Annotated in this window: 16 protein-coding genes; 11 read left to right on the top strand and 5 right to left on the bottom strand. The window is 71.7% G+C overall.

Annotated features, from left to right (window positions below; genetic code table 11):
- Positions 1-61 precede the first annotated feature (61 nt).
- Together DEIPH_RS01995 and DEIPH_RS01990 are read right to left on the bottom strand one after the other, a co-directional pair.
- Positions 62-3,388, bottom strand: coding sequence for a diguanylate cyclase domain-containing protein (locus DEIPH_RS01995; RefSeq protein ID WP_161636019.1), 3,327 nt, complete (start codon positions 3,386-3,388; stop codon positions 62-64).
- A gap of 203 nt (positions 3,389-3,591) precedes the next feature.
- Positions 3,592-5,301, bottom strand: coding sequence for a long-chain-fatty-acid--CoA ligase (locus DEIPH_RS01990; RefSeq protein WP_034352972.1), 1,710 nt, complete (start codon positions 5,299-5,301; stop codon positions 3,592-3,594).
- Between the two features lie 250 nt (positions 5,302-5,551).
- On the opposite strand from DEIPH_RS01990, the gene DEIPH_RS01985 reads away from it, so the two are divergent.
- From DEIPH_RS01985 to DEIPH_RS01960, 7 genes are all read left to right on the top strand, one after another.
- A complete protein-coding gene (locus DEIPH_RS01985) occupies positions 5,552-6,844 on the top strand; it encodes a hydroxyacid-oxoacid transhydrogenase (RefSeq protein ID WP_034352969.1) in 1,293 nt (430 codons plus the stop codon).
- A 104-nt stretch (positions 6,845-6,948) separates the two neighbouring features.
- The gene (locus tag DEIPH_RS18550; RefSeq protein WP_051517081.1) at positions 6,949-7,554 is read left to right on the top strand and encodes a TetR/AcrR family transcriptional regulator; all 606 of its coding nucleotides are present in this window, start codon (positions 6,949-6,951) and stop codon (positions 7,552-7,554) included.
- A complete protein-coding gene (locus DEIPH_RS01980; RefSeq protein ID WP_034353043.1) occupies positions 7,551-8,921 on the top strand; it encodes a cytochrome P450 in 1,371 nt (456 codons plus the stop codon). The genes DEIPH_RS18550 and DEIPH_RS01980 overlap by 4 nt, the downstream gene beginning before the upstream one ends.
- Positions 8,918-9,769 (top strand): alpha/beta fold hydrolase, encoded by an 852-nt coding sequence (locus DEIPH_RS01975; RefSeq protein ID WP_034352966.1) that lies wholly within the window; start codon positions 8,918-8,920, stop codon positions 9,767-9,769. The genes DEIPH_RS01980 and DEIPH_RS01975 overlap by 4 nt, the downstream gene beginning before the upstream one ends.
- Entirely contained in the window at positions 9,766-11,280 is a 1,515-nt protein-coding gene (locus DEIPH_RS01970) for a flavin-containing monooxygenase (protein WP_051517080.1), read from the top strand. The genes DEIPH_RS01975 and DEIPH_RS01970 overlap by 4 nt, the downstream gene beginning before the upstream one ends.
- A gap of 2 nt (positions 11,281-11,282) precedes the next feature.
- Positions 11,283-12,110 carry an SDR family NAD(P)-dependent oxidoreductase gene (locus DEIPH_RS01965; RefSeq protein ID WP_152544738.1) on the top strand — a complete coding sequence of 276 codons (828 nt, stop codon included), beginning with the start codon at positions 11,283-11,285 and terminating at the stop codon, positions 12,108-12,110.
- 139 nt (positions 12,111-12,249) lie between these two features.
- The gene (locus DEIPH_RS01960) at positions 12,250-13,425 is read left to right on the top strand and encodes a glycosyltransferase (protein WP_051517079.1); all 1,176 of its coding nucleotides are present in this window, start codon (positions 12,250-12,252) and stop codon (positions 13,423-13,425) included.
- Here the strand turns inward: DEIPH_RS01960 and DEIPH_RS01955 are convergent.
- The 3 genes from DEIPH_RS01955 to DEIPH_RS01945 are packed head-to-tail and all read right to left on the bottom strand — an operon-like array spanning position 13,416 to position 17,217.
- Entirely contained in the window at positions 13,416-14,741 is a 1,326-nt protein-coding gene (locus DEIPH_RS01955) for an O-antigen ligase family protein (RefSeq protein ID WP_034352963.1), read from the bottom strand. The two genes, DEIPH_RS01960 and DEIPH_RS01955, sit on opposite strands and share 10 nt — an antisense overlap.
- Positions 14,738-15,880, bottom strand: a complete 1,143-nt coding sequence (locus DEIPH_RS01950; RefSeq protein ID WP_051517078.1) for a glycosyltransferase — start codon at positions 15,878-15,880, stop codon at positions 14,738-14,740. The genes DEIPH_RS01955 and DEIPH_RS01950 overlap by 4 nt, the downstream gene beginning before the upstream one ends.
- On the bottom strand, positions 15,877-17,217 hold the full coding sequence (locus DEIPH_RS01945) for a lipopolysaccharide biosynthesis protein (RefSeq protein WP_152544737.1): 1,341 nt from the start codon (positions 17,215-17,217) through the stop codon (positions 15,877-15,879). Before DEIPH_RS01945 ends, DEIPH_RS01950 begins: the two co-directional genes overlap by 4 nt.
- A 112-nt stretch (positions 17,218-17,329) precedes the next feature.
- Between DEIPH_RS01945 and DEIPH_RS19060 the strand changes: the two genes are divergently transcribed.
- The 4 genes from DEIPH_RS19060 to DEIPH_RS20530 all read left to right on the top strand — a co-directional run bounded on the left by DEIPH_RS19060 (position 17,330) and on the right by DEIPH_RS20530 (position 22,402).
- The gene (locus DEIPH_RS19060; protein ID WP_235183146.1) at positions 17,330-18,559 is read left to right on the top strand and encodes an LCP family protein; all 1,230 of its coding nucleotides are present in this window, start codon (positions 17,330-17,332) and stop codon (positions 18,557-18,559) included.
- A 47-nt stretch (positions 18,560-18,606) separates the two neighbouring features.
- The gene (locus DEIPH_RS01935; protein WP_152544736.1) at positions 18,607-19,815 is read left to right on the top strand and encodes a hypothetical protein; all 1,209 of its coding nucleotides are present in this window, start codon (positions 18,607-18,609) and stop codon (positions 19,813-19,815) included.
- Positions 19,816-19,875: 60 nt separating this feature from the next.
- Positions 19,876-20,943 carry a UDP-glucose 4-epimerase GalE gene (galE, locus tag DEIPH_RS01930; protein ID WP_051517075.1) on the top strand — a complete coding sequence of 356 codons (1,068 nt, stop codon included), beginning with the start codon at positions 19,876-19,878 and terminating at the stop codon, positions 20,941-20,943.
- A gap of 145 nt (positions 20,944-21,088) precedes the next feature.
- Positions 21,089-22,402: a sugar transferase gene (locus tag DEIPH_RS20530; protein WP_235183145.1), complete on the top strand. Its 1,314-nt coding sequence runs from the start codon at positions 21,089-21,091 to the stop codon at positions 22,400-22,402.
- Positions 22,403-22,409: the final 7 nt, after the last annotated feature.

Here is a 22,409-nt window from a genome sequence, read left to right as displayed (position 1 = left end):
GAAGGCCTGCGGCACCCCGTCCCCCGCCGGAAGTTGCCGGCTGCCCGGTCGGGGAACCGTCCTACCGGGACTGAGGCTGGCCCTGCGGGTGCGGCACCTTCAGCTCGGCCAGCAGCGGCAGGAGCGGGTCAGGTAGAGGCCCGGCTGCCCGCCCCGTCAGGCTTTCCTGAAGCGGCGCGAAAAAATGCCGCACCTCGCTGGTCGCGCCGGGATGGGCCAGGGCGAGGTCCAGCAGCGTGCGCGCTTCTGCGGGGCAGTCCTCGCGGGCCAGGAGGTCGGCCAGGCCGCCCAGGGCCTCCGAGACCACCGAGGGCGCGTCACACTGCGCGGCGAGGCGGGCACCCTCCAGGTGGGCGGCCCGCGCCTCCTCCAGTTGACCCAGGCGGGCCAGGGCATGCCCCATGTTGACCAGCGCGTTGGCGATCTCCCAGCTCTGTCCGGCGTCCTGGGCGTGCCGCAGCACCCGGCGGCTGAGGTAGACACTCTGGTCATACTCGCCGCGCAGCAGCGCCACCCACGCCAGCCCGGTGAGGTTCAGCGTCTGGCCCGTCTGCCCGCCATAGCTGTCATGCAGCGCCAGCGCCTGGCCGTACAGCTCGCTGGCCCGCCGCAGGTCGCGGCGTTCGCTGGCGGCCATCGCCGCCGTGTTCAGCAGGTCGGCCAGCAGCCGGGGCTGGCCCAGCGCTTCGGCCTGCCGCAGCGCGGTTTGCACGTGGCTCTGTGCGGCGGCCAGGTCACCGAGGTAGATCTCGCTGCGGGCTTGGCCCCCCAGCGCCCTCACCGCCAGGGTGAGGCCGGAGAGGGTCTGCGCCTGAGCGTGGGCGGACGCGAACATCGCCCGGGCCTCGGCGTAGGCGCTGCGGCGGTGCAGGACGCGTGCCTGAGTCAGCAGGACGCGGATGAGCAGCTCACGGTCTCCGAGCCGTTCGGCCTGCCCACGCGTCTCGTCGAGGAGGCTCTGCGCCTCTCCGTGCTGTCCGAGCTGTTGCAGCGTGCTGGCGAGGGCCAGTTGCACGCCCACCGACATCCGGCTCGGTGGGGCGGACGGCTCGTGGAGGGCGCGGGCGGCCTGCAGGTCCTCGGAGGCGTCGTACAGGTACGTGCGGGCCAGGCGGTAGGGCGTGATGTTCAGCAGCAGCCGGGTCAGCGCCGTGCCGAGCTGGGTCGCCGCTTGCAGGTGGCCGGCCAGCAAGGCCCGCAGCACCGGGTACTGCGTATCGAGATGCATGAACCACGCGGCGCTCTCGAAGGGATGGGCGCTCAGCGCCGCCTGCGCGCGGAACAGGGCGCGCTCGCGGGCGCGGCGGTGGATGCCCGGCGAACGCTGCCACTGGGCCTGGCTCTGGCGCAGCAGGGTATCGGGCAGGCGGTACAGCCCGCCGCCCGCCGGTTGCAGCAGGTGGTGGTCGAGCAGGGCCGACACCAGGAAGGGGGACGCCTGCGCCACGTGTTCGGCCCAGGGGAGATCGAAAGGACCGGCAAAGGTACTCAGGGCCGCCAGCACGCGCCTTTCCGGCGCGCCGAGTTCCGGCCAGAGCAGAGCGCCCGCCCGCTCGGCAGGCCCGCTGCGGCGCAGGTGTTCCACCGTTCCGGCCAGACCGAAGGTGCGCACCATGGGCAGCAGCGCTTCCAGCGGGCCGGGTTCGCCGCCCACCTCGCCGGTCAGCCAGTTCAGCGCGGCCTCGTCCTCGTGGGGGGCGGGGCGTTGCCCGACCAGCGCCGAGCGGACCTGGGCATCCGGCAGCGGGGCGAGGGGCAGCACGGCCTCACCATGCAGGCCCAGGGGAGCGCCCGCCGTCACGATCACGCGGGTGGAGGGGCTGAGCGTCAGCAGCGTTTCCAGTGCCCGGGCGGGCAGCATGTACGGCGCCGGGGCATCGAGCAGCAGCAGCGTGGGCCGCCGCTCCAGCAGCCGCCCGACCGCGTGCAGGTCGGTGGGCGCGACCGCCGTGCCGATGAGCGCCTCGGAGATCCTCGCCAGCACGCTCTCGGGACTGCGCGCGTCGGCCAGCCTGACCTCGTGGGCGTTGCCCGCAAAGGCTCCCCGCACTTCCCACAGCAGCTGCCGGGCCAGGCGGGTCTTGCCGCGTCCCGGCGGCCCCGTCACCGTGAGCAGCGCGTGGCCGTGCAGGAGCTGGGCGGCTTCCCGCAGCTCCTGTACGCGCCCGTACAGGAAGGGCAGGTGGGGGGGCAGGGCCTGCGGCACGTGCCGGGTCACGGCCACTTCCCAGTCGCCCGGGGGGGCCTGGGTCAGCAGGCGGACGGGCTGGCGGCGCAGCCGGGCTTCCAGCAGCAGCGCCGAGAGCCAGGGCGACAGCCGGGCGGGACGGCCCTCCACCCGGCGGGTCAGCCAGGTCCGGGCCTCCTCGCCCAGCGGCTGTCCCGCCTGCGCCTCGGCCAGGGCCAGGATGCCCGCGTCGCTCAGGGGCGGGAGGGTCAGGCTGGGCTGATCCTGCGGGGCCGGGCCACTTCCGGTCTGTCCGGTCACCACCGCCTGGGCGCGGCCCAGCAGCGGCCCCAGCACCGCACGCGTGTCGGGGTCCAGATGGGCCGCGTCGTCGAGCAGGACGGCCAGCGGCTGCTCCCGCCGCAACTCGTCGGGCAGCGCGTCGGGGACGCCCAGATACGGGAGGCCGTTCAGCGTGACCGTGGCCCACGCGCCGTACTGTCGCCGGGCACGGACCGGATTCCCCCGCACCCTGAAGGTCTGGTAGCCCAGGCTCTGCGCGATCAGGTCCAGCTCCCACAGAAAGGCGCTCAGGCCGCAGCCGGGGGCGGCCTGCACGGCCAGGCGCCCCGCTTGCAGGCGGGCCGCTTTCAGGAAAGCCACGGCCTGCGCCCTGGCCCCGTCACGCTCCAGCAGACGGGGCTGGGGATCGTCCCACCTGTCCGGCCACTGCGGGGCGTCCTCCCGCACCAGTCGCCCCCGGCCCTGGCGCTTGGCGAGATACAGCCGGGCGTCCGCCTGTGCGAACAGGGTTTGCGGATCATGCGCCAGGCGGCCCAGCTCGAGGCGGCCCAGCTCGGCCACGCCCATGCTGACCCGCAGGGCGCGGTCGGGCCGGGCCGCCAGCGCCTCCATCAGCGCCTCGCCCCAGGCGGCCAGCACGTCGGCGGAGCCGTCGGCCACGACCGCGAACTCGTCTCCGCCCAGGCGGTAGGCCTGCCAGCCGGGCCGCAGGTGCGCGCGCAGGGTGGCCGCCAGCGCCCGCAACGCCTCGTCGCCCACCAGGTGCCCGAAGGTGTCGTTGATCAGCTTCAGGTGGTCGAGATCACACAGCAGCAGCGCGCAGCCGCTCCCCGCCTCCGCCCGCTCCGCCAGGTCCGCCTGAAAGGCTGCACGGGTATGCAGGTGCGTCAGGTGATCCCGGGTGGCAGGTCGCCTCACGCTGCCCATTCTGACAAGTGGATGGGGAAGGTGCCACAGCCCACCGCGAATAAAGGGGGTGCCCGCTGGGGGAGGTCTGGCAGGACCGACGCACCCCGAGGCGGGACCGGTGAGGGGAAGGGGGCTTGTCCCTCACGGCCGCCGTGGACCTGAACAGGGGAGAGGCACAGCTGTCGGCGCTGGCCTCCCCCGGCACGGGCGCGTTACCCCTGCCCGCCCGCCTGCTGCTCGCGCATCTGGGCGCGGGCCTGCTCCTGGAGGGGCCGCCAGGCGACCTTGCCCGTCGCGCCGCGCGGCAGGCTCTCGACGAACACATAGTCGCGCGGCACCTTGTAGGTCGCCATCTGCGTTCTGGCCCACGCCTCGATGTCCTCGCCGGTCGCCTGTTCACCGGGCTTCAGCACGATGAGGGCGCGGGCGCGTTCGCCGGTCCGCTCGTCGGGCACCGCGATCACGCAGGCTTCCTGGACGGCGGGGTGGCCGTGCAGCGTGTTTTCCACCTCGGCGGGCCAGACCTTCATGCCCGACACGTTCACCATGCGCTTGAGGCGGTCGGTAAAGAAGAAGTACCCCTCCTCGTCCATGTAGCCCAGGTCACCCGTGCGGAAAAAGCGTTTGCCGCCGAGGTCCATGAAGGCTTCCCCGGTCGCCTCGGGGCGGTTCCAATAGCCCTGCATCACCTGCGGGCCGTGAATCACGATCTCCCCGATGCCGCCGGGCGGGAGCGGCTGCCCGCTGTCGAGGTCCACCACCCGCGCGTCCACGTCAAAGAGCGGGATGCCGAGGCACTGGAGCTTCTGGCGGCCCTTGGGGTTGGAATGCGTCTGCGCCATCGTCTCGGTCAGGCCGTAGCCCTCCGCGAAGGTGATGCCGGTCTGGTCCAGCAGCCGCTGCCCGATGGCCGCCGGGAGGCTGGCCCCGCCGCCCGTCACGCTGCGGAGCGTCTTCAGGTCCGCCGGGTCGAAGTTCGGGGACGCCATCAGGTCGATCACCATCGTGGCGGTGTTCGTCCAGAGGGTCACACCCTGGCTGGCGATCAGTTCGCGCGCCGCGTCGCGGTCCCAGCGGGCCAGCATCACGATCTTGCCGCCGCCGTTGATCGGCGCAAGCAGACTGTTGATAAAGCCCGTCACGTGAAAGAACGGCAGGCTGGCCAGGAACACGTCTTCCACCGTGCCGTCCACCCAGGCCCCCGCGCCGAACACGTTGGCCTGCACGCTGGCATAGGTGTGCATACAGCCCTTGGGCATGCCGGTCGTGCCGCTGGTGTAGGGCATCACGCACAGGTCGTCCGGGCTGACCTCGGCGGCGGGGGCGGGGGCGGCTTCCAGGGCCTCCTCCAGCGTCACGTCGCCCTCTTGCAAGTCCGGGTTCACGTCCAGGCCCTCCGGCAGCGGGATGCCCGCCCCCTCAGCGCCGGTACCGTGCATGATGTTCGCCACGACCGCGTGGGCCAGGCCGCCTTCCTTGGCCCGCTCGTACAGCTCGGCCCCGACCACGCCCACGCGGATGCCCGCGTCACCCAGAAAGTAGCTCAGCTCGCGCGCTTGCAGCATCGGCGCGAGCGGCACCACCACCGCGCCCAGTTGCCAGGCGGCGTGCGCGGCGATCGCCCAGGCGGGGCTGTTTTGCAGCCAGACGGCGACGCGGTCCCCCTTCTGCACGCCCTGGGCGGCCAGGTGCCCACTCAAACGCTCGGCCTGTTCGCGCAGCTCGCGGTAGCTCAGCTCGCGGCCATAGAACCACACGGCCGCCCTGTCGGGGTAGCGTTCGGCAGTCACGCGCAGGTTGTGCATCAGGCCGGTGCGCGGCAGCGTCAGGGTGCGCGGCTTCCCGGCGGGCCAGTAGCGTCCGGCGGTCGGAGTGGCCGGAGCGACGGGACGGGGAGGAGCAGAGAGAGGGTCTTGCGTCATGGAAAGCCTCCGGGGGCGGAAAAGGGAAGAACGGGCCGCGCCGTCCGCACGGCAGCGGCGGGAGGCGGGCACTCGGGAAAGGTGTGCCCCGAGTCTAGGACAAAGTTGCGCCCCGCGCACCTCCGGGTGGTCTGTTCGCGTGACTCGTCACGTGACGAGCAGCGGGGAACGGGCAGCGGGAAAGAGGGGTGCTAGCCTGCCCCTGCCCGCCTTCTCACTTCCCAAACTTCCCGGCTCCTGGAGGTTCCCTGTGCCTGCGTTCCCCGATCACGACGCCCCCCGCGAAACCCTCTTCACCATCGAGGCCACCCCCGTCAAGTTCGGCCCCGGCGCGTCGGCCGACGCGGGCTGGGAGGCCGTGCGCCTCGGCATCCGGCGCGCCTTTGTGGCCCTCGACCCGGCCCTGCTGGAGAGCGGAACGGCGGGCAGCGTGCTGGACAGCCTGCGCGCGGCGGGCCTCGAACTGGTGCTGTTTACCGACATCCGGGTCGAACCCGATCTCGCCAGCCTGGAGCGGGCCGGGGCTGCCGCGCGCGAGGCGGGTGCGGACGGCTTCGTCGCCCTGGGCGGCGGCTCCACCATCGACACCGCGAAGGTCGCCAACCTGCTCGCCACGCACGGCGGCACGGTGATGGACTACGTGAACCCGCCCATCGGTGGGGGCCGCCCGGTGCCCGGCCCGCTGCGGCCCCTGCTCGCCGTCCCGACCACCTCCGGCTCGGGGTCGGAGGCGACCACCGTGGCGATTCTCGACCTGCCCGATCTGGGGGTCAAAAGCGGGATCAGCCACCGCTACATGCGGCCCGCGCAGGCCATCGTGGACCCGGAACTGACGCGCACGGCCCCCGCCAGCGTGATCGCCTCGGCGGGCCTGGACGTGGTCTGCCACGCCGCCGAGAGCTTTCTGAGCCGCCCCTACACCACCCGCCCGCGCCCCGCCACGCCCGCCGAGCGGCCCCCCTACCAGGGCAGCAACCCGGTCGCGGACCTGTGGTCGGCCCAGGCCCTGCGTTACGGCGGGCAGTACCTCCGCCGCGCCGTCCAGAACCCCGACGACCTGGAGGCGCGCGGTTTCATGATGCTCTCGGCCACGATGGCGGGCGTGGGCTTCGGCTCGGCGGGCGTGCATATCCCGCACGCCTGCGCCTATCCCATCGCGGGCCTGCGCCACACGTACCACGCGCCGGGCTACCCGCAGGACCATCCGTTCGTCCCGCACGGCTTCAGCGTGATCGTGACCGCCCCCGCCGCCTTCCACTTCACCTTCGACGCCGATCCCGCCAAGCACCTGCACGCCGCCAGCCTCCTGACCGGCCAGGTGTATGAACCCGGCGACCGTGACGCCCTCCCGAACGCCCTGCTGGAGCTGATGCGCGACGTGGGCGCCCCGCGCAGCGTGGCCGAATTCGGCTACGGTGAGGCCGACCTGCCCGCGCTGGTGGCGGGCGCGCAAAAGCAGCAGCGGTTGCTGGCCGTCGCCCCGAAACCGCCGGTGGCGGCGGACCTCGAAAGCATCCTGCGCGACTCGCTGCGCGGCAGGTAAGGCCGGGCGGGGAGGGGAAGGGGGCGGCCCCCAGGCCCCGCCTTGTCAGCACACCTACTCGGGAGTAGGATGGACCGCACACGTCATTCCTGAGGAGAAGAGGTATGGACCTGACTCCGCCCCTGCGCCCGGATCGCGGCGCTCTCACCCGTCGCCGCCTCACCGACGCCGCCGTGCAGGCTTTTGCCGAACGCGGCTACGCCGACACCCGCGTCAGCGACATCGTCGCGCGTGCGGGCGTCTCCCAGCCCATCTTCTACGACCACTTCACGGGCAAGGAGGCCCTGTTCGGTGCCCTGGTCGAGCGGTTCCGCACCCGGGTGCGCCAGCTGATCGCGGACAGCGCCTGCCGCGAGCAGTCCCCGCCCCTGTCCCTGCGCGAGAGCCTGCGCCTGACCTGCGCCGCCGTGTTCCGCGCCTTCGCCGAGGACCCCGCCCTGACCCGCCTGGCTCTCCAGCAGGCCCCCGACGCCGGGCAGGTCAAGCAGGACCTCGTCACCCTGCTGGCCGGAAACGTCCGGGCGGCGCAGGAGTCGGGCCGCGTCCGTTCGGACCTCCCGGCCGAACTGATCGCCGAAACCATCGTGGGCAGCGTCGAACGCCTCACCTGGCGCTATCTGGTGACCGGGGAAATCGGCGCGGACGCCCTCGCCCGCGCGGTCAGCGACCTCCACCACGACGGGTTCGCTCCCCGGTCAGGTCCGCTATGACCCCGCCGCTCCCGGCTGCCCCCGGTCCCCGGGGTGCTCCCCTCGTCGGGAACGCGCCGGACCTCAAGCGCGACCTGTATGCGGCCCTGCGCCGCGACTTCGGGCGGTACGGCGATGTGGTGCGCTACCAGCTTGGTCCGCGCGTGGTCCACCTGCTGTCCCATCCCGACCTGGCCCAGCAGGTGCTGGTCAACCGGGCGGCGCAGCATCCCAAGCTCCCTGCGGGCAACGGCCTGGGCCTGCTGCTGGGGCGCGGCCTGGTGACCAACGACGACCATCCCTCCTGGCTCAGCCAGCGCCGCATGATGCAGCCCGTCTTCCACCGCGAGCGGCTGGCCGGCATGGCGGGCGAGATGACGGCGGCGGGGGACCGGATGCTGGAGCGCTGGCGTGTCCGCTACCGCCCCGGCGACACGGTGGATGTGGCCGAGGAGCTGATGCGCGTGACCCTCGACATCATCAGCCGCACGATGTTCGGCGCGGAGGTCGGCCAGGACGCAGCCCACATCGGCCCCGCCGTCGAGGAGGGGACGCGCTTCGTCAATCTCCGCAGCCAGAGCGCCGTCCGTCTCCCGCTGCGCTGGCCCCTGCCCGCGCACGGGCGGTTCCGCGTGGCGAAGGGCACCCTCGACGCGGTCGTCGCCCGCATCATCTGCGAGCGCCGGACGGCGGGACCCGGGCACGGCGACCTGCTCGACATGCTGATGGAGGCCCGGGACGCGGACACGGGCGAGCGGATGTCCGACCAGCAACTTCACGACGAGGTCGTGACCGTCTTCGGCGCGGGCCACGAGACGACCGCGAACGCCCTCGCGTGGGCCTGGTTCCTCCTCGCGCGGCACCCGCACGTTCTGGCGAGGCTCCAGGCCGAGGTGGACGAGGTGCTGGCCGGCCGCGACCCCACCCTGGCAGACCTGGGCCGCCTGCCGTATACCGGGCAGGTCTTTCAGGAGACGCTGCGGCTGTACCCGCCCGCGCCGCTGGTGTCCCCGCGTCTGGTGCTGGAGGACACGGCCCTGGGCGGCTACGCGGTGCCCGCCGGGTCGGCCCTGCTGGTCAGCATCGCCAACATCCACCACCACCCCGACTTCTGGGAGAACCCGGACACCTTCGACCCGGACCGCTGGGCACCGGGGCAGACGGCGAAGCGCCACCGCCTCGCGTATCTGCCTTTCGGGGCGGGGCCGCGCCTGTGCATCGGCAACAACTTCGCGCTGATGGAAGGTCCGCTGCTGCTGGCGCTGACCGCCCGCGCCGCCGAGTTCCGCCTGTCGCCGGGCCAGACGGTCACGCCCCAGCAGGCCGTTACCCTGCGCCCGCGCGGCGGTTTGCCGCTGACCTATCACCCGCGCCGGGGGACCGCGTGACCCCCGGGTTCATTTCGGTCGGGGGGCTGCGCACCCGTGCCGTCATCACGGGCGACGGCCCCCCAGTGGTGTTGCTGCACGGCATCGGGCGCAGCCTGGAGGACTGGTCGGAAACGGTCGGCCCGCTGGCACGCCATCACCGCATCTATGCCCCCGACCTGATCGGCTTCGGGTACAGCGACAAGCCGGACGTGCCCTACACGCTGGCGGGCCTGGCGCGGTTCGTGGCGCACTTTCTGGACGCGGTGGGGGAGACGCGGCCCGCAGCCCTGATCGGCAACTCGCTGGGCGGCGCGGTGGCGCAGCAGTTCGCCGTGCAGTATCCGGAGCGGACCCGCGCCCTGATCCTGGTGGGCAGCGCGGGTTTCGGGCGGGAAGTGGCCCCGGTCCTGCGTGCCCTCGCGGTGCGCGGCGTGGGGGAAAGGCTGCTGCGCCCCATCCGCCTGAATGCCCGGCAGACGGTGCGGTCCCTCTTTCACGATCCGGCCCTGGTCACTGGGGAGCGCGTCGAGCAGGCGCTGGCCCTGGCGCGGCAGCCCGGGGCGGCGCGGGCTTTTCTGCGGGTCCTGCGTGACCTGGGCGACTGGCGCGGGGTCAAGGGGGCGTGGCGTGAGAACCTGACCGCACGTCTGGCAGCCCGGCGGGTGCCCACCCTGATCGTCTGGGGCGACCGGGACGCGGTTCTGCCCGCCCATCACCTCGGGGCGGCGCGGCGGCAGCATCCGCACGCGAGCTTCCACCTTTTCCGCGATGCCGGGCACGTGCCGCAACTGGAGCGCGCCGACGCTTTCAACCGTCTGGCCCTCGATTTCCTGGCCCCCGACTTGCCGCAGGAGGTTCCGACATGACCACCCCGCCCCAGACCATCCCGTCTCAGGCCACACGGCACCAGATCGCCATTATCGGGACGGGCTTCGCGGGCCTGGGCATGGCCGCCCAGCTCCGGCGGCGGGGCAGCCGGGATTTCGTGATCTTCGAGCGTGCGGAAGGGATCGGCGGCACCTGGCGCGACAACACCTACCCCGGCTGCGCCTGCGACGTGAAAAGTGACCTCTACTCCTTCTCCTTCGCGCCCAATCCCGACTGGAGGTACCGTTACGCCCGCCAGCCCGAGATTCTGGACTATCTGCGCCGCACCGCCGACACCTTCGGCCTGCGCCCCCACATCCGCTTCGGGCACGAGGTCGAGCGGGCCGACTGGGACGACGCCGAAGCCCTCTGGCGCATCCAGACCAGCGGGGGCACGTACACGGCGCGGGTGCTGATCTCGGGGCACGGCCCCCTGGTCGAGCCGAAATGGCCGGACCTTCCCGGCCTGGCGACCTTCCCCGGCCCGCGTTTCCACTCCGCCCGCTGGGATCATTCCGCAGACCTGCGAGGCAGACGTGTGGCGGTGATCGGCACCGGGGCTTCCGCCATCCAGTTCGTCCCGGAAGTCCAGAAGGAGGCCGCGCAGCTCACCGTGTTCCAGCGTTCGGCCCCCTGGATCATGCCCCGGATGGACCACGAGACGAGCGAGCGCCGCCGCGCCCTCTTCCGCCGCTATCCGGCCCTGCAACGCCTGGCGCGGCAGTGGATTTTCGGCAATGCGGAGGCCCGCTTTCTGACCTTCTCGAATGCGCGTCTGGGGCGGCTGGCCGAGGACCTGGGCCGCAAACATCTGGAGGCGCAGGTGCCCGACCCCGTGCTGCGTGCCAAACTCACGCCCGACTACCGCCTGGGCTGCAAGCGCATCCTGGTCTCCGACGACTATTACCCGGCCCTGACCCGGCCCAACGTCGAGCTGGTGACCGACCCCATCCGCGAGGTGCGCGGTTCCCGCATCCTCACGGCAGACGGCACCGAGCGCGAGTTCGACGTGCTGATCGGGGGCACCGGCTTCAATGCCACCCAGCCCGCGATTGCCCGCCTGATCCACGGGCGGGACGGGCGCTCGCTGGCGGAGGTCTGGCAGCCGCACATGGAGGCGCTGCACGGCACGGCGGTCGCGGGCTTTCCAAACCTGTTCCTGATCGTGGGGCCGAATACCGGCCTGGGCCACAACAGCATGGTGTACGTCATGGAAGCCCAGATCGACTACATCCTGCGGGCGCTGGCGTATCTGGAGCGCGAACACCTGCTGGCCCTCGACCCCCTGCCCGAAGCCCAGGCCGCCTACAACGCCGCCCTCCAGGCCAAACTGCGGGAATCGGTCTGGATGCAGGGCGGCTGCACAAGCTGGTATATCGACGCCCAGGGCCGCAACACTTCCCTGTGGCCCGAACGGGCGGCGAAGTTCCGGCGGACCCTCCGGCAGTTCGACCCCGCGCTGTACCGCGCCCGCCTGAGTCCGCAGCCCCTCCCCACCCGGAGCGCCTGACCGTGCGGCCCTATGTCTTCGCAGGCGGCACGGCGGTCCTGACCGGCGCGGCCAGCGGCATCGGCCGTGCGCTGGCGACCGGCCTCGCCGCACGCGGCAGCCACCTCGCCCTGATCGACCGCGACGAGGCGGGGCTGGATACCGTCGCGGCCGAGCTGCGGCCATTGCACCCGGCGCTCCGGATCAGCGTCCATCCCTTCGACCTGGGCCGGACGGCGGAGATTCCCGCCCTGGCCGACGCCGTGTTGCGCGCGCATCCCCGGGTCACGCTGCTCGTCAACAACGCGGGCGTGGCGCTGGGCGGCACCTTCGAGCAACTCACCCTGGACGAGTTCGAGTGGGTGATGGCCATCAACTTCCGGGCGGTCGTCGCCCTCACGAAAGCGTTTCTGCCCGCCCTGCGCTCGTCGCTGGATTCACAGCTGGTCAACGTGTCCAGCCTGTTCGGGTTGATCGGCCCGGCGGGGCAGAGCGCGTATTCGTCGAGCAAGTTCGCGGTGCGCGGCTTCACGGAGGTGCTGCGGCACGAACTCACGCCGCAGGGCATCGGCGTGACCACGGTGTTTCCGGGGGGCGTGCGGACCAACATCGCCCGGAATGCCCGGGTCGGGGCCGGCGTCAGCACCGCCCAGACGCAGGCGGGCCAGCGCGAGTTCGAGCGCCTGCTGCGCCTCGACCCCGCCCGGGCCGCCGCGATCATCCTGCACGGTGTGGAGCGCCGCCGCCCGCACGTTCTCGTGGGCAACGACGCCCGGCTGCTCGACCTGCTCGCGCGCCTTGTGCCCAGCTCGTATGGCCGGATTCTGGAGCAGGCCCGGCAGGGTTCCTGACGCGGTGGCCAGCGGCGGAGGCTCCCGCAGGTCCGGTATCCTCCTCCTCGGCCGGTGAACCGGCTTTGCGGGGGCTGGCCTGCTGAACCCCGGCAGCGCCGAGCCGCCCCGGGAGCCTGTTCTGACCCAAGGAGTCGTCATGCGCGTCAGCATCGTTCTGGAACAGCGGTTCATTCACACGCCCGACGGGGCCACCTATGACGACGGGCACGCCACCTACCCGCTCTGGCAACGCTACCTCGACGTGTTCGAGGAAGTGCAGATCGTGGGCCGGTCGCAGGCCGTCGCGGAGGTGCCCCCGGGCTACCGCCGGGTCGATGGCCCGGGCGTGCGCGTCATGCATGTGCCTTTCTACCAGGGGCCGGGTGGACTGCTGCGCCGCCTGCCCCGGGTCGCGGCGACCCTGCGGCGCGCCCTGGAGCCGCAGGGCGCGGTGATCGTGCGGCTCTCGGGCGTGCTGGCGCATCTGGCGGCGGGCCTGCGGTGGATGCAGGGGCGGCCCTTCGCGGCGGAGGTGATCAACGATCCCCACCTGGGCTTCGGGGGAGAGGGCGTCCAGCATCCGCTGCGGCGACTGTTCCGCTGGGCGCTGACCACCCTGACGCGGGTGCAGTGTCGGCAGGCGGCGGCGGTGCAGTACGTGACCCGCTCCGCTTTGCAGCGCAAGTACCCGCCTCATCCCGACCGGCCCCGTTTCGGCGTCTCGGACGTGTATCTGCCCCCGGAAGCCTTCGCCGCGCCCCGCCTCTACCGTGCCCCGGCCCGGCGCGCGGTGCTGGTGGGATCGCTCGACCACCCGCACAAGGCCGCCGACATCGTGCTGCGGGCGCTGGCCCGCTTGCGGGGGGAGGGCCTCGACCTGCACTTCACGCTGGTCGGCGAGGGCACGTTGCGGCCCGGTCTGGAGGCGCTGGCCCGTGAACTGGGTGTGTCGGAGGTCTGCGACTTCGTGGGCCAGCGCAGCACGCCCGCCGGAGTGCGCCGTGACCTGGCCCGCGCGGAGCTGTTCCTGATCCCGTCGCGCACCGAGGGCCTGCCCCGCGCCCTGCTGGAGGCGATGGCGCAGGGCCTGCCCGCCCTCGGCTCGGAGGTGGGTGGCCTGCCCGAACTGCTGCCGCCCGACCTGCGGGTCATCCCCGGCGACGTCGAGAGTCTGGTGACAGTCTGGCGGCGTCTGGCCCTCGACCCCGCGCGGCTCAGTGCCGAGAGCGCCCGCAACGTCACCCTGGCCCACGAGTACGCCGACGAGGTTCTTCAGCAGCGGCGCAACCAGTTTCTCCGCGCGGTCCGGACGAGGCAGGCCCGTCAGCGCTGACGCTGCGTTGCGGGTGCGGCCGGGCGGCGGGCCGGGGCCAGCGCCAGGGCCAGGGCCAGCGCCAGCAGCGGCAGAGAGCCACCGAACGCCGGATTCGGGTAGAAGGTTTCCTGCGTCAGCGCGGTGAGCCACAGCCCGGCCAGCAGGCCCAGGGCCACGCCCGACCGAGCCGTGTGGGCGGCGAACAGGCGGCGGATCAGGACCCAGAAGAAGAGGCCGAACGTGGCCAGCCCGGCCAGTCCTGTCTCGTACAGCACTTGCAGGGGCGTGGAGTGGGCGTTGGAGCGGTTGTTGATCGCGGACCCGAAGCCGCTACCCACCCACAGCCGGTAGGGATCGTGCATAAAGGCCCGCAGGTAATGGCCCCAGATCTCGGAGCGCCCTGCCAAGTTGTTGGTGTCCCCGACGTCCAGCAGGGTGGATTGCCGGGTCGCCAGGTCGCCCAGTTGCTGGTCCAGCCAGGGGGCCGCCGCCAGACCCGCCGCGCCGAGCAGCCCCAGCAGCAGGCCCGCCCGGACCGGCAGGTGCCGCCACTCCAGCAGCGCAAACAGCAGGCAGCCCGCCAGGCCCGCGCGCGACCCCGACAGGAAGCATGCCACCAGGGCCGCGGCCAGCACCCAGACGTTGCTGCGGTGCGGGCGCAGCATCAGCACGAGGGCGGCCAGCACCGTGACCTGAAGGGCCACGTAGCCGTGGTTGTACCCGACCGCCCCCAGCCCCGGCTCGTTGTGCAGGTAGTACGCCCCCCAGGGGCCGGCGGCGCTGCCCAGACTGTGCGGCAGGACCTGGCCCAGTGCGGTGGGAAGGGCCGGGGAAAAGTAGGTCCACGCGACGCTGCCCACCATCAGGACGAACGCGGCCAGCGCTGCCCGGCCCCAGTGGGCCAGCACCTTGTCCCGCAGCGGCAGGCGCGACACCATCCAGAACATCGCCAGCACCTGCGCGAGCTTGTACAGCTGAAAGAGGCCGAAGGCGACCGCACTCGCCAGGTGCCCGTCGCGCATGACGAACAGCACCCCGAAGGCGCAGACCGCCAGGACCGAGAGCAGCACCAGGGCCTGCCAGACGGGCTGCTGCGCCGCGCCGGCAGGCCGGTGGTAGAGCAGGGCGCAGCCCAGCGCCGCCCACAGCAGCAGGTCGGGCAGCGTCGGCCACAGCGCCCACGACGGCCCGGCGATCAGCACCGGCAAGCTGAGGCACTGTGCGAAGAGGTACGCCCCCAGGAGCCACACGACGGCGCCTTCCAGCAGGTGCGCCGAGCGGCTGGGCGCAGTGCTCCCCGTCACCGAAGGTGCAGGCCGGGTGCCGAGACTCAAGAGACGGTCCTCCCCCCGCGTGTGCCCTGTGCGCCCCGGTACAGCTCGGCGAGCGCCCTGGCATTCTCGGCGATATCGAGATTCATGCGGCTGGCCTGCCCGCGTCCCGCAGCGAGCGCCTGGGCGATGGTGTCTGCCCAGAGCGGTGGACCGTGGGCCAGGTCCACCGGAAAATAGGGCACTCCCGGCACCCGGCTCTCGGCGGTGAGGTCCGCCGAGACCACGCAGGGCAGCCCCGCCGCCTGCGCCTCCAGCAGGGCCAGACTCAGGCCCTCGAAGGTCGATGGAAAGACAAACACGTCCATCGCTTGAAGCAGCCGGGGGACGTCCGGGCGGGACCCCAGCAGGTGGACCCGTTCGGAGAGGCCCAGTGCCCGCGCGTGCGCCTCCAGCGCCGCCCGTTCCTCACCGTCTCCGACGAGCAGCAGTTGGGCGGGGCCGTGCCGGTTCAGGTAGGCCGCGAACACGTCGAGCAAGAAGGCCTGATTCTTCTCCGGGCGCAGCCGTCCCACATGCCCGACGACCGGTTCACCCGCGGGCAGGTGCAGTTCGGCGCGTACGGCCAGCCGGTCGACCGGTTGCCGAAAGGCCCGCAGATCGATCCCCAGCCGCACGATCTCGGTGCCCAGTTCTCGCCAGTCCGGGCCGTAGAGGGACGCCGCCTCCGCGCTCACGGCCAGCCGGTGGGTCACGCCCGCCCGCATGGCCGCCCGCATCAGGGTCAGGTAGGCGTAGCGGCCATTGCGGGCCTGGGCGTCCAGCCTGCGGGTATCCGAGTGGCTGGTGCTGACCCGTGTGGGCACGCCCGCCAGCCGCGCGAGCAGCAGCGCCAGCCCCCCGAAATGGTGGACATGGCTATGCACCACATCATAGGGGCCGTGGCGGCGCAGCAGGCGCAGGAAGGCCGGCACAAAGGTCAGGAGGTTGCGGGTGGGCGGGCCGGGAATCAGGCTGGCTCCCAGCGCCCGGACCTGTGCATCGTAGCTGCCCGTCTCGGGCGCCCGGGAAAGGGTCATGACGTCCATCTCTATTTCCTGGCGGTCCACCTGGCCCAGCAGGTTGACCAGCCAGGTCTCGATCCCGCCCCGGTTCAGCGGACCCGTGAGGTGCAGGACCCGCAGCGGTCTGGTTCGCGTCATGATTCTCCTTGTGAGGGCGCGGGTGTGGGAGGAGGCGCGCCCGGTGCTGGTGTGCCCAGTGGGGATGTGTCCGGTACAGGTGTGCCCAGTGCCCACGCCACGATGCCCCAGCTGCCCAGCAGTTGCACCCCCGCCGCGAGCAGCGAGGCCAGGGCGGCCCCGACCAGGCCATGCGCGGGCACCAGTGTCCAGCAGGCCAGGGCCAGCACCCCGGTCACGACGACGAACAGCGGGAGCTGCTCGCCGAACTTGCGTGCAGCGGTCACGGCAAAGCCTGCACACGACGCCAGGTAGCCCAGCGCGCCACTCACCATCAGCCAGACGAAGGGGGCGCTCTGCGCGGCGTACTCGGGACCGTACAGCAGCCGCAGCAGCGGTCCGCCACCCACCATGGCCAGCAGGACCAGGCCGCCGCCCACCACGGCCGCCGCGCCGGTCATGCCCAGGGTCAGCGCCACGAAGCCTCTGCGGTCGCCCGCCGCGTAGCGCTGCGACAACCGCGCCGTGACAGCGGTACCGAGCGCCACCACGATCACGCTGCCCGCCACGTTCAGGTAGGCCAGGGCCGAATAGAGGCCCAGCGCGCCGGTGCCCAGCGTGCGTTCCACGAACAGCCGGGGCAGGGTGCTGCCCAGCGACACCAGCCCCATCACCAGTCCCAGCGGCAGGGCAATTCTCAGCAGGGCGCCTGGGATGTGGGGGGTCCACCAACGGCCCGGGGCCAGCCTGCGGGTGTGGGGCAGGTCGTACAGGACCAGCACCAGCAGGTTGGCCAGGGCCACCCCGGCGGCTCCGAGCGCCACGCTGCCGCTCAGCGCAAAAGCGGTGCCCAGCAGGCCCAGCCCCAGCAGGCCGCGCAGCAGGGTGGAGCGCGCCACCCAGTCCAGGCGCTCGCGCTGCTGCATCAGGCCGTAGGCCACGTCGCTGAGGCCCTCCAGCGCCTTGGCGACCCCCAGCCACCCCAGCACGGCGCGGGCCTGCGGGTACAGCAGGGCCAGGCCCACCGTGAGCGCGAGGCCCAGTCCCATGCCCAGGGCGCGCAGGCTGAAGTACTGCGCAAAGGGGCGCTCCGTCCGCGCGTCGGTGGCCTGCACGCTCCGCAGTTGCAGGCCCAGCAGCAAAAAGAGTGGGGCGGTCAGGGCCAGTCCGAGCGAGTAGGCCCCCACATCCGCCGTGCGGCCCAGCCGGGCCAGCAGCGCCACCATGCCCCACTGCGCGGCCGCGTAGGTCAGCTGACCACCGAAGGTCCAGAGAATCCCGGCGCGTAGCCCGACCCGCTCCGGGGGGAGGGCTGGGGGTGGCGGGGGCGCTGCGGCGGGGGGTGGACGGAAAGGCAAAAAGTGTCTCCTGGGGGATGGGGGGGCGGGTAAAGCGCAGGATACTGTCCAGGGTGGTCTGGGGCGGCGGGCCTGCCGGCAGGCGGGGATGCAGGCGCGTATAGTGCCCCTCGTGAGGCGGTGGTGGCGGGCCGGGGCGGCAGGACTGTGTCTGGCCGGTGCGCTGTTGGCCCTGTGGCTGTTTCGCACCCACCAGCAGATTCAGACGGTCGGGGTCCAGGTGTACCGCGAGTTCGAAGGGGATGGCCTGCCCCTCCAGCCGGGCGTCCTCGACGATCCGATTTTTCAGGCGTTGCCCCCGCCACCGCCCGACCGGCCCGTGTCGCCTGGGCGTTACCGCGCGCCCGCGTCGCCGGAGCCTGCGGCAGAAGCTCCGAAGCCTGTGGACCCGCCGCCCATACAGCAGAAGCCGGCCGCTGAGGCTCCCCCCAAGAAAGTCCCCCCGGCCTCTCCCGTGGCGGTTCCCCCCCCGGCGGCTTCCCCGTCCCCGGCAGCAGAGAGAACAGCGGCGGCAGCGCCCTCACCGCGCCCCGTCGTCCCGACGCCACCGCGCCTTTCCCCGCCTGCCGCTGCGGCCCCGGCCGTTCCCCCGGCCGCCGCCCCGCTCACCTTCACCCAGCGGCTCTCCACCCGCGAGAGAATCCATGTCCTGCTGATCGGCAACGACCGGGAGAAGCTGGGTGAAGGCCGCGCCGACGTGCTGCTCGTCCTGACCTTCGATCCGGTAGAGCGCCAGCTGTCCCTGCTGAGCATTCCGCGGGACACCCGCGTCACCCTGCCGGGCCGGGGACCGGTGAAGATCAACGCCGCCTATGCCTATGGCGGGGCCAGCCTCCAGACCGTGACCGTGGAGCGGTTTCTGGGCATCCCGATGGACAAGGTGGTCGAGGTCAGCCTGGGCGGTTTCCGTGACGCCATCGACGCGGTGGGCGGGGTGACGGTCCACCCGCGCTTCAGCTTCTCGCTGGACGGCGAGACGTTCCAGCCCGGCGCAATGCATCTGGAGGGCGCGCAGGCCCTGGCCTATGCCCGCATGCGCAAGCAGGACCCGCAGGGCGATCTGGGCCGCAACGAGCGGCAGCAGGAGGTGATCCGCAGCCTGATGGGGGCACTGGCGGGTCTGTCCAGCACGGAACTGACGGCCGTCCTTCAGCGGCTGGAGTCCAGCTTGCGCACCAATTTCTCACCCTCGGAAGTGGTGCGCCTGCGGGCCACCCACGCCTATCTGCTGGACCACCAGCGGGTGGTCAGGGTGCAGGGTGTGGGGCGCACCATCGGCCGTGGCTGGTACTACCTGGTCCCGGACCAGGAACGGCAACGGCTGCACCTGCTGCTGCGCTGAGGAGGATCAGGAAACGGCTCTCATGACCGGGGCCTAAGGTGGCGTTCATGATCGGTCGCGTCGCCATCGCCGCGCTCTGCGTCTGTGGACTGACCGGGTGCCTTCCGCAGCCTGTCCCGGCAACCGGACGGCTCACACCCGCACAGGGCCTCGCGCGGGGTCACTCACCCTCGGTCAGCCACCGCGCGGACGGCACGGTCCTCGTCGACGGCGTGCCCTTTTTTCCCTTCGGCTTCTACCACGTCTCCTGGGCAGAGCGCGGGACCAGCCAGCAGCGCCAGGAGGACGTCAGGAAGATCGGCGGCGGCGGCTTCAACCTGATGGTCACCGAACCCATCAACGATCAGGACGCTGCGGGCTACGGCGCTTTTCTCGACACGGCCCAGAGAAGCGGCGTGTACGTGATGACCTACGGCCTCTCGCCGGCGGCGGCCAAAACGGTCGAACATTACCCGGCGGTGCTGGGGTTCCAGCTGGCCGACGACAGCAACGTCCTGGTCACTCCGGCAGAGATCCGGCAGCGCCACCAGGCCATCAAGGCCGTGGCCCCCTCCAAGCTGACCTATATCAGTCTGGCGGTCGGCTATGACCGGCCCGAGCGGCAATATTTCGGCGTGTCCGACATGGTCGGCAACCAGAGCTATCCCATCGGCCGGGACGACATCAGCGTGACCTACCCGGTGATGCAGTCGGCCGTGCAGTCTGCCCTGGCCCGCAATACCGTCCCGCTGGCCAATCTCCAGACCTTCGGGTGGCGGCGGGGCCAGGCCCCGAACGAGGTGGAACTGAGAAACATGACCTACCAGGCCCTGATGGCGGGCGTGAAGGGGATCGTGTACTACGCCTACCGCTCGCGCGAGGTGGATCTCAACCACGAACCCCGGCTGTGGAACACCGCCCGGCAGCTCGCCCGGGAGGTCGCCGTGCTGTCCCCCGCCCTGCTGGGCGGCGAGCGGGTGGAGCTGGCCGACGGCACGGGCACCCGGCCCCTGGTCGTGCGGTTTCGGGGGCCGGGCGGGGACTATCTCCTGGCCCTGAACAACAGCCGCACCGACCGGCGTGAGGTCCAGCTGCAACTGCCGGACGCCCCCCGCCGGCTGTGTTCGCTCTCCGGCCCCCGGAAGACGCTGCGGCTCCAGGGCGACCGGCTCACGGGCCGCCTGGCGCCCTTGGAAGTGGTGACCTACCGCCTGGAGGAGACGCGGTCCACCCTCCCCGTCTTCGACTTCCTGCTGAGGTTCCTCTCCCGGTGCTGATCCCGGTGCTGCCTCTCCAGGGTGGGCAGGAAGGGCCGTCCCGCCCTCTATACTCCGGCTATGAAGCTTCTGGTGACTGGTGGTGCGGGCTATATCGGCAGCACCGTCTGTGCCGCGCTGGAGGAGGCCGGGCATGTCCCGGTGGTGCTGGATTCGCTGGTGACCGGTCAGGCGGCATTTACTGGGGGCTGGATCTTCTATCGGGGGGATATCGCCGACGCGGGGCTGCTCAGCACCATTTTCGACGAGCATCCGGACATCGGGGCGACCCTGCACTTCGCGGCCCGGATCGTGGTCTCGGAGTCGGTGGCCCAGCCGGGGCTGTATTACCGCGAGAACGTCGTCAAGAGCCTGGCGCTGTTCGAGACGCTGGCCGGGCTGGGGCAGCGGCGGATCGTGTTCAGCTCCAGCGCCAGCATCTACGACAGCCCGCCGGACCTGCGCGTGACCGAGGCCAGTCCCCTGCGGCCCCTGAGTCCCTACGCGCGCAGCAAATGGATGACCGAACTGATTTTGCAAGACCTCTGCACGGCCAGTCAGGACTCCCTGTCGCCGCTGCGGGGCATCGCGCTGCGCTACTTCAATCCCATCGGGGCCGACCCGCAGCTCAGGAGTGGCCCCTACGTCCCGGACCCCTCCCATGTGTTGGGCCGCCTGATCGGCGCGTGGCAGGGCCGCCAGCCCGCTTTCTCGGTGACGGGCACCGACTACCCGACCCGCGACGGAACCGGGCTGCGCGACTACATTCACATCTGGGATCTGGCGCTGGCCCATGTGGCGGCCGTGGAGCGCTTCGACCAGGCGTTCGAGCGGGCCGCCGCAGAACTGGGTCAGCCGCAGGTGTTCTTGCCCATCAACGTGGGCACCGGTTCGGGCGTGACGGTGCGTGAGCTGCTGGCCGCCTTCGAGGAGGTGGCCGGAACCCGCCTGGGTGGGCAGGACGCCCCCCGCCGTCCCGGGGACAGTGCCGGGGCCTGCGCGGACATTTCCCGCGCCCGCGCCTGGCTCGACTGGGAGCCGCAGCAGACCACGCCGCAGGCCCTCGCGTCGGCGCTGGCCTGGGAACGGCAGCGGGAAGCCCGCCTGGCAGGGGCTGCTGACCCTGGGGACCGCGAATCCGCCCACTGAACGAAGCGCCCACCGAACGAAGGGCTGAAGGCTGTCCCGGAAAGGGGCCGCTCGCCTCGCCCCGGCGCTTCGGGGCGGCGTTGACCCGGCGGCTCTGGCCCCCCCCATGCAGGAGGAACCTGTTCCCGATATGCAAGGATCGCGCGTGAATTCATCCTCTCTCTCACCCCGGCGGTCCTGGCGGCCCCAGCTCCGGCATCTGCTGCGGTTGGCGGATACGGCGGGCCTCCTGCTGATGGGGCTGCTGTTCTGGTCGGGGCAGGGGGTGCTCGGCCTGGACGGTCAGGGGCGCGGCCTCCTGCTGAGGCTGTGGCTGGTGGCCGGCCTGCTGGGCTGGCTGCTGGGCCGCCGGGAGGGCGAGCGTTCCCCGCTCTTCCCCGAGCGACCGGTCCTGTTCACGCCGGTCTGGTCGTTCCTGATCAGCGGCGCGCTGTTCCTGGCCGTGGGCCGCTTCGACGCCCTGCCCCTGCTGCTGCCCCTGCACCTGCTCTGGCTCGGGCTGAATGTGTTCCTGCACAGGGTCGTCCGGCGGGTCTCGCCAAGGCTGCGGGTGGGCATCTCGGCCACCACGCCTCTGATGCCCCGTGACGCCCCCGGCAACCGGCTGGACCTGACCTCGTCGGCCGTCTTCGCGCACCCCGGGATCGAGTATCTGCGCCTGAATCCGCAGGACCCGGCTGCCCTGGCCCAGGTCGATCTGCTGCTTTCCGAGCCGGAGCGCAGTGTTTCGACCGAGTACCGGCGGCTGCTGGCGCATGCCCACGTCACCAAGGTCCCGGTGTGGCCCAAAACCCTGGCCGACGAGGAAATCACGGGCAAGGTCGCCCTTCACCTGGTCGACCGCCAGTGGCTGAATGCGGAAACCTTCCGCTCGCGCTACGCGCCCCTCAAGCGGGTTCTGGACGTGACGGCCACGCTGCTGGCACTGCCGGTCCTGCTGCCGGTCATGGCCGTGGTGGCGCTGGTCGTGTGGTTCAACAGTGGCCGCCCGGTGCTGTTCTGGCAGGAGCGGGTCGGCCAGAACGGGCAGACCTTCCGCATCGTCAAGTTCCGCACCATGTCCGCCGATTCCGAGCGCCGGGGGCCTGCCTTTGCCCGCAGGGGCGACCAGCGCGTCACGCCCGTCGGCAGCTTTCTGCGCAAGTTCCGGCTGGACGAGCTTCCGCAGTTCTGGAACGTGCTGCGCGGCGAGATGAGCATCATCGGCCCCCGGCCCGAGCAGTGGGCCTTCGCCGCCGACTTCGAGGAAAGTATCCCCCTGTACGCCTGCCGCCACTGGGTCCGCCCCGGCATCACCGGCTGGGCGCAGGTCAATCAGGGATACACCGACAGCCTGGACCAGACCACCGAGAAGCTGCAATACGACTTTTACTACGTCAAGCACCTCTCGCTTTCCCTGGACCTGGTGATCGTCGGCAAGACCCTGCGCACCATCCTGACCGGCTTCGGTTCCCGCTGAGCAGCGG

The organism is Deinococcus phoenicis (assembly GCF_000599865.1).
In the GTDB taxonomy this organism is placed as follows: domain Bacteria; phylum Deinococcota; class Deinococci; order Deinococcales; family Deinococcaceae; genus Deinococcus; species Deinococcus phoenicis.
Note: the sequence above shows the minus strand (reverse complement) of the source record. Positions and strands in the feature narration are given on the sequence as shown.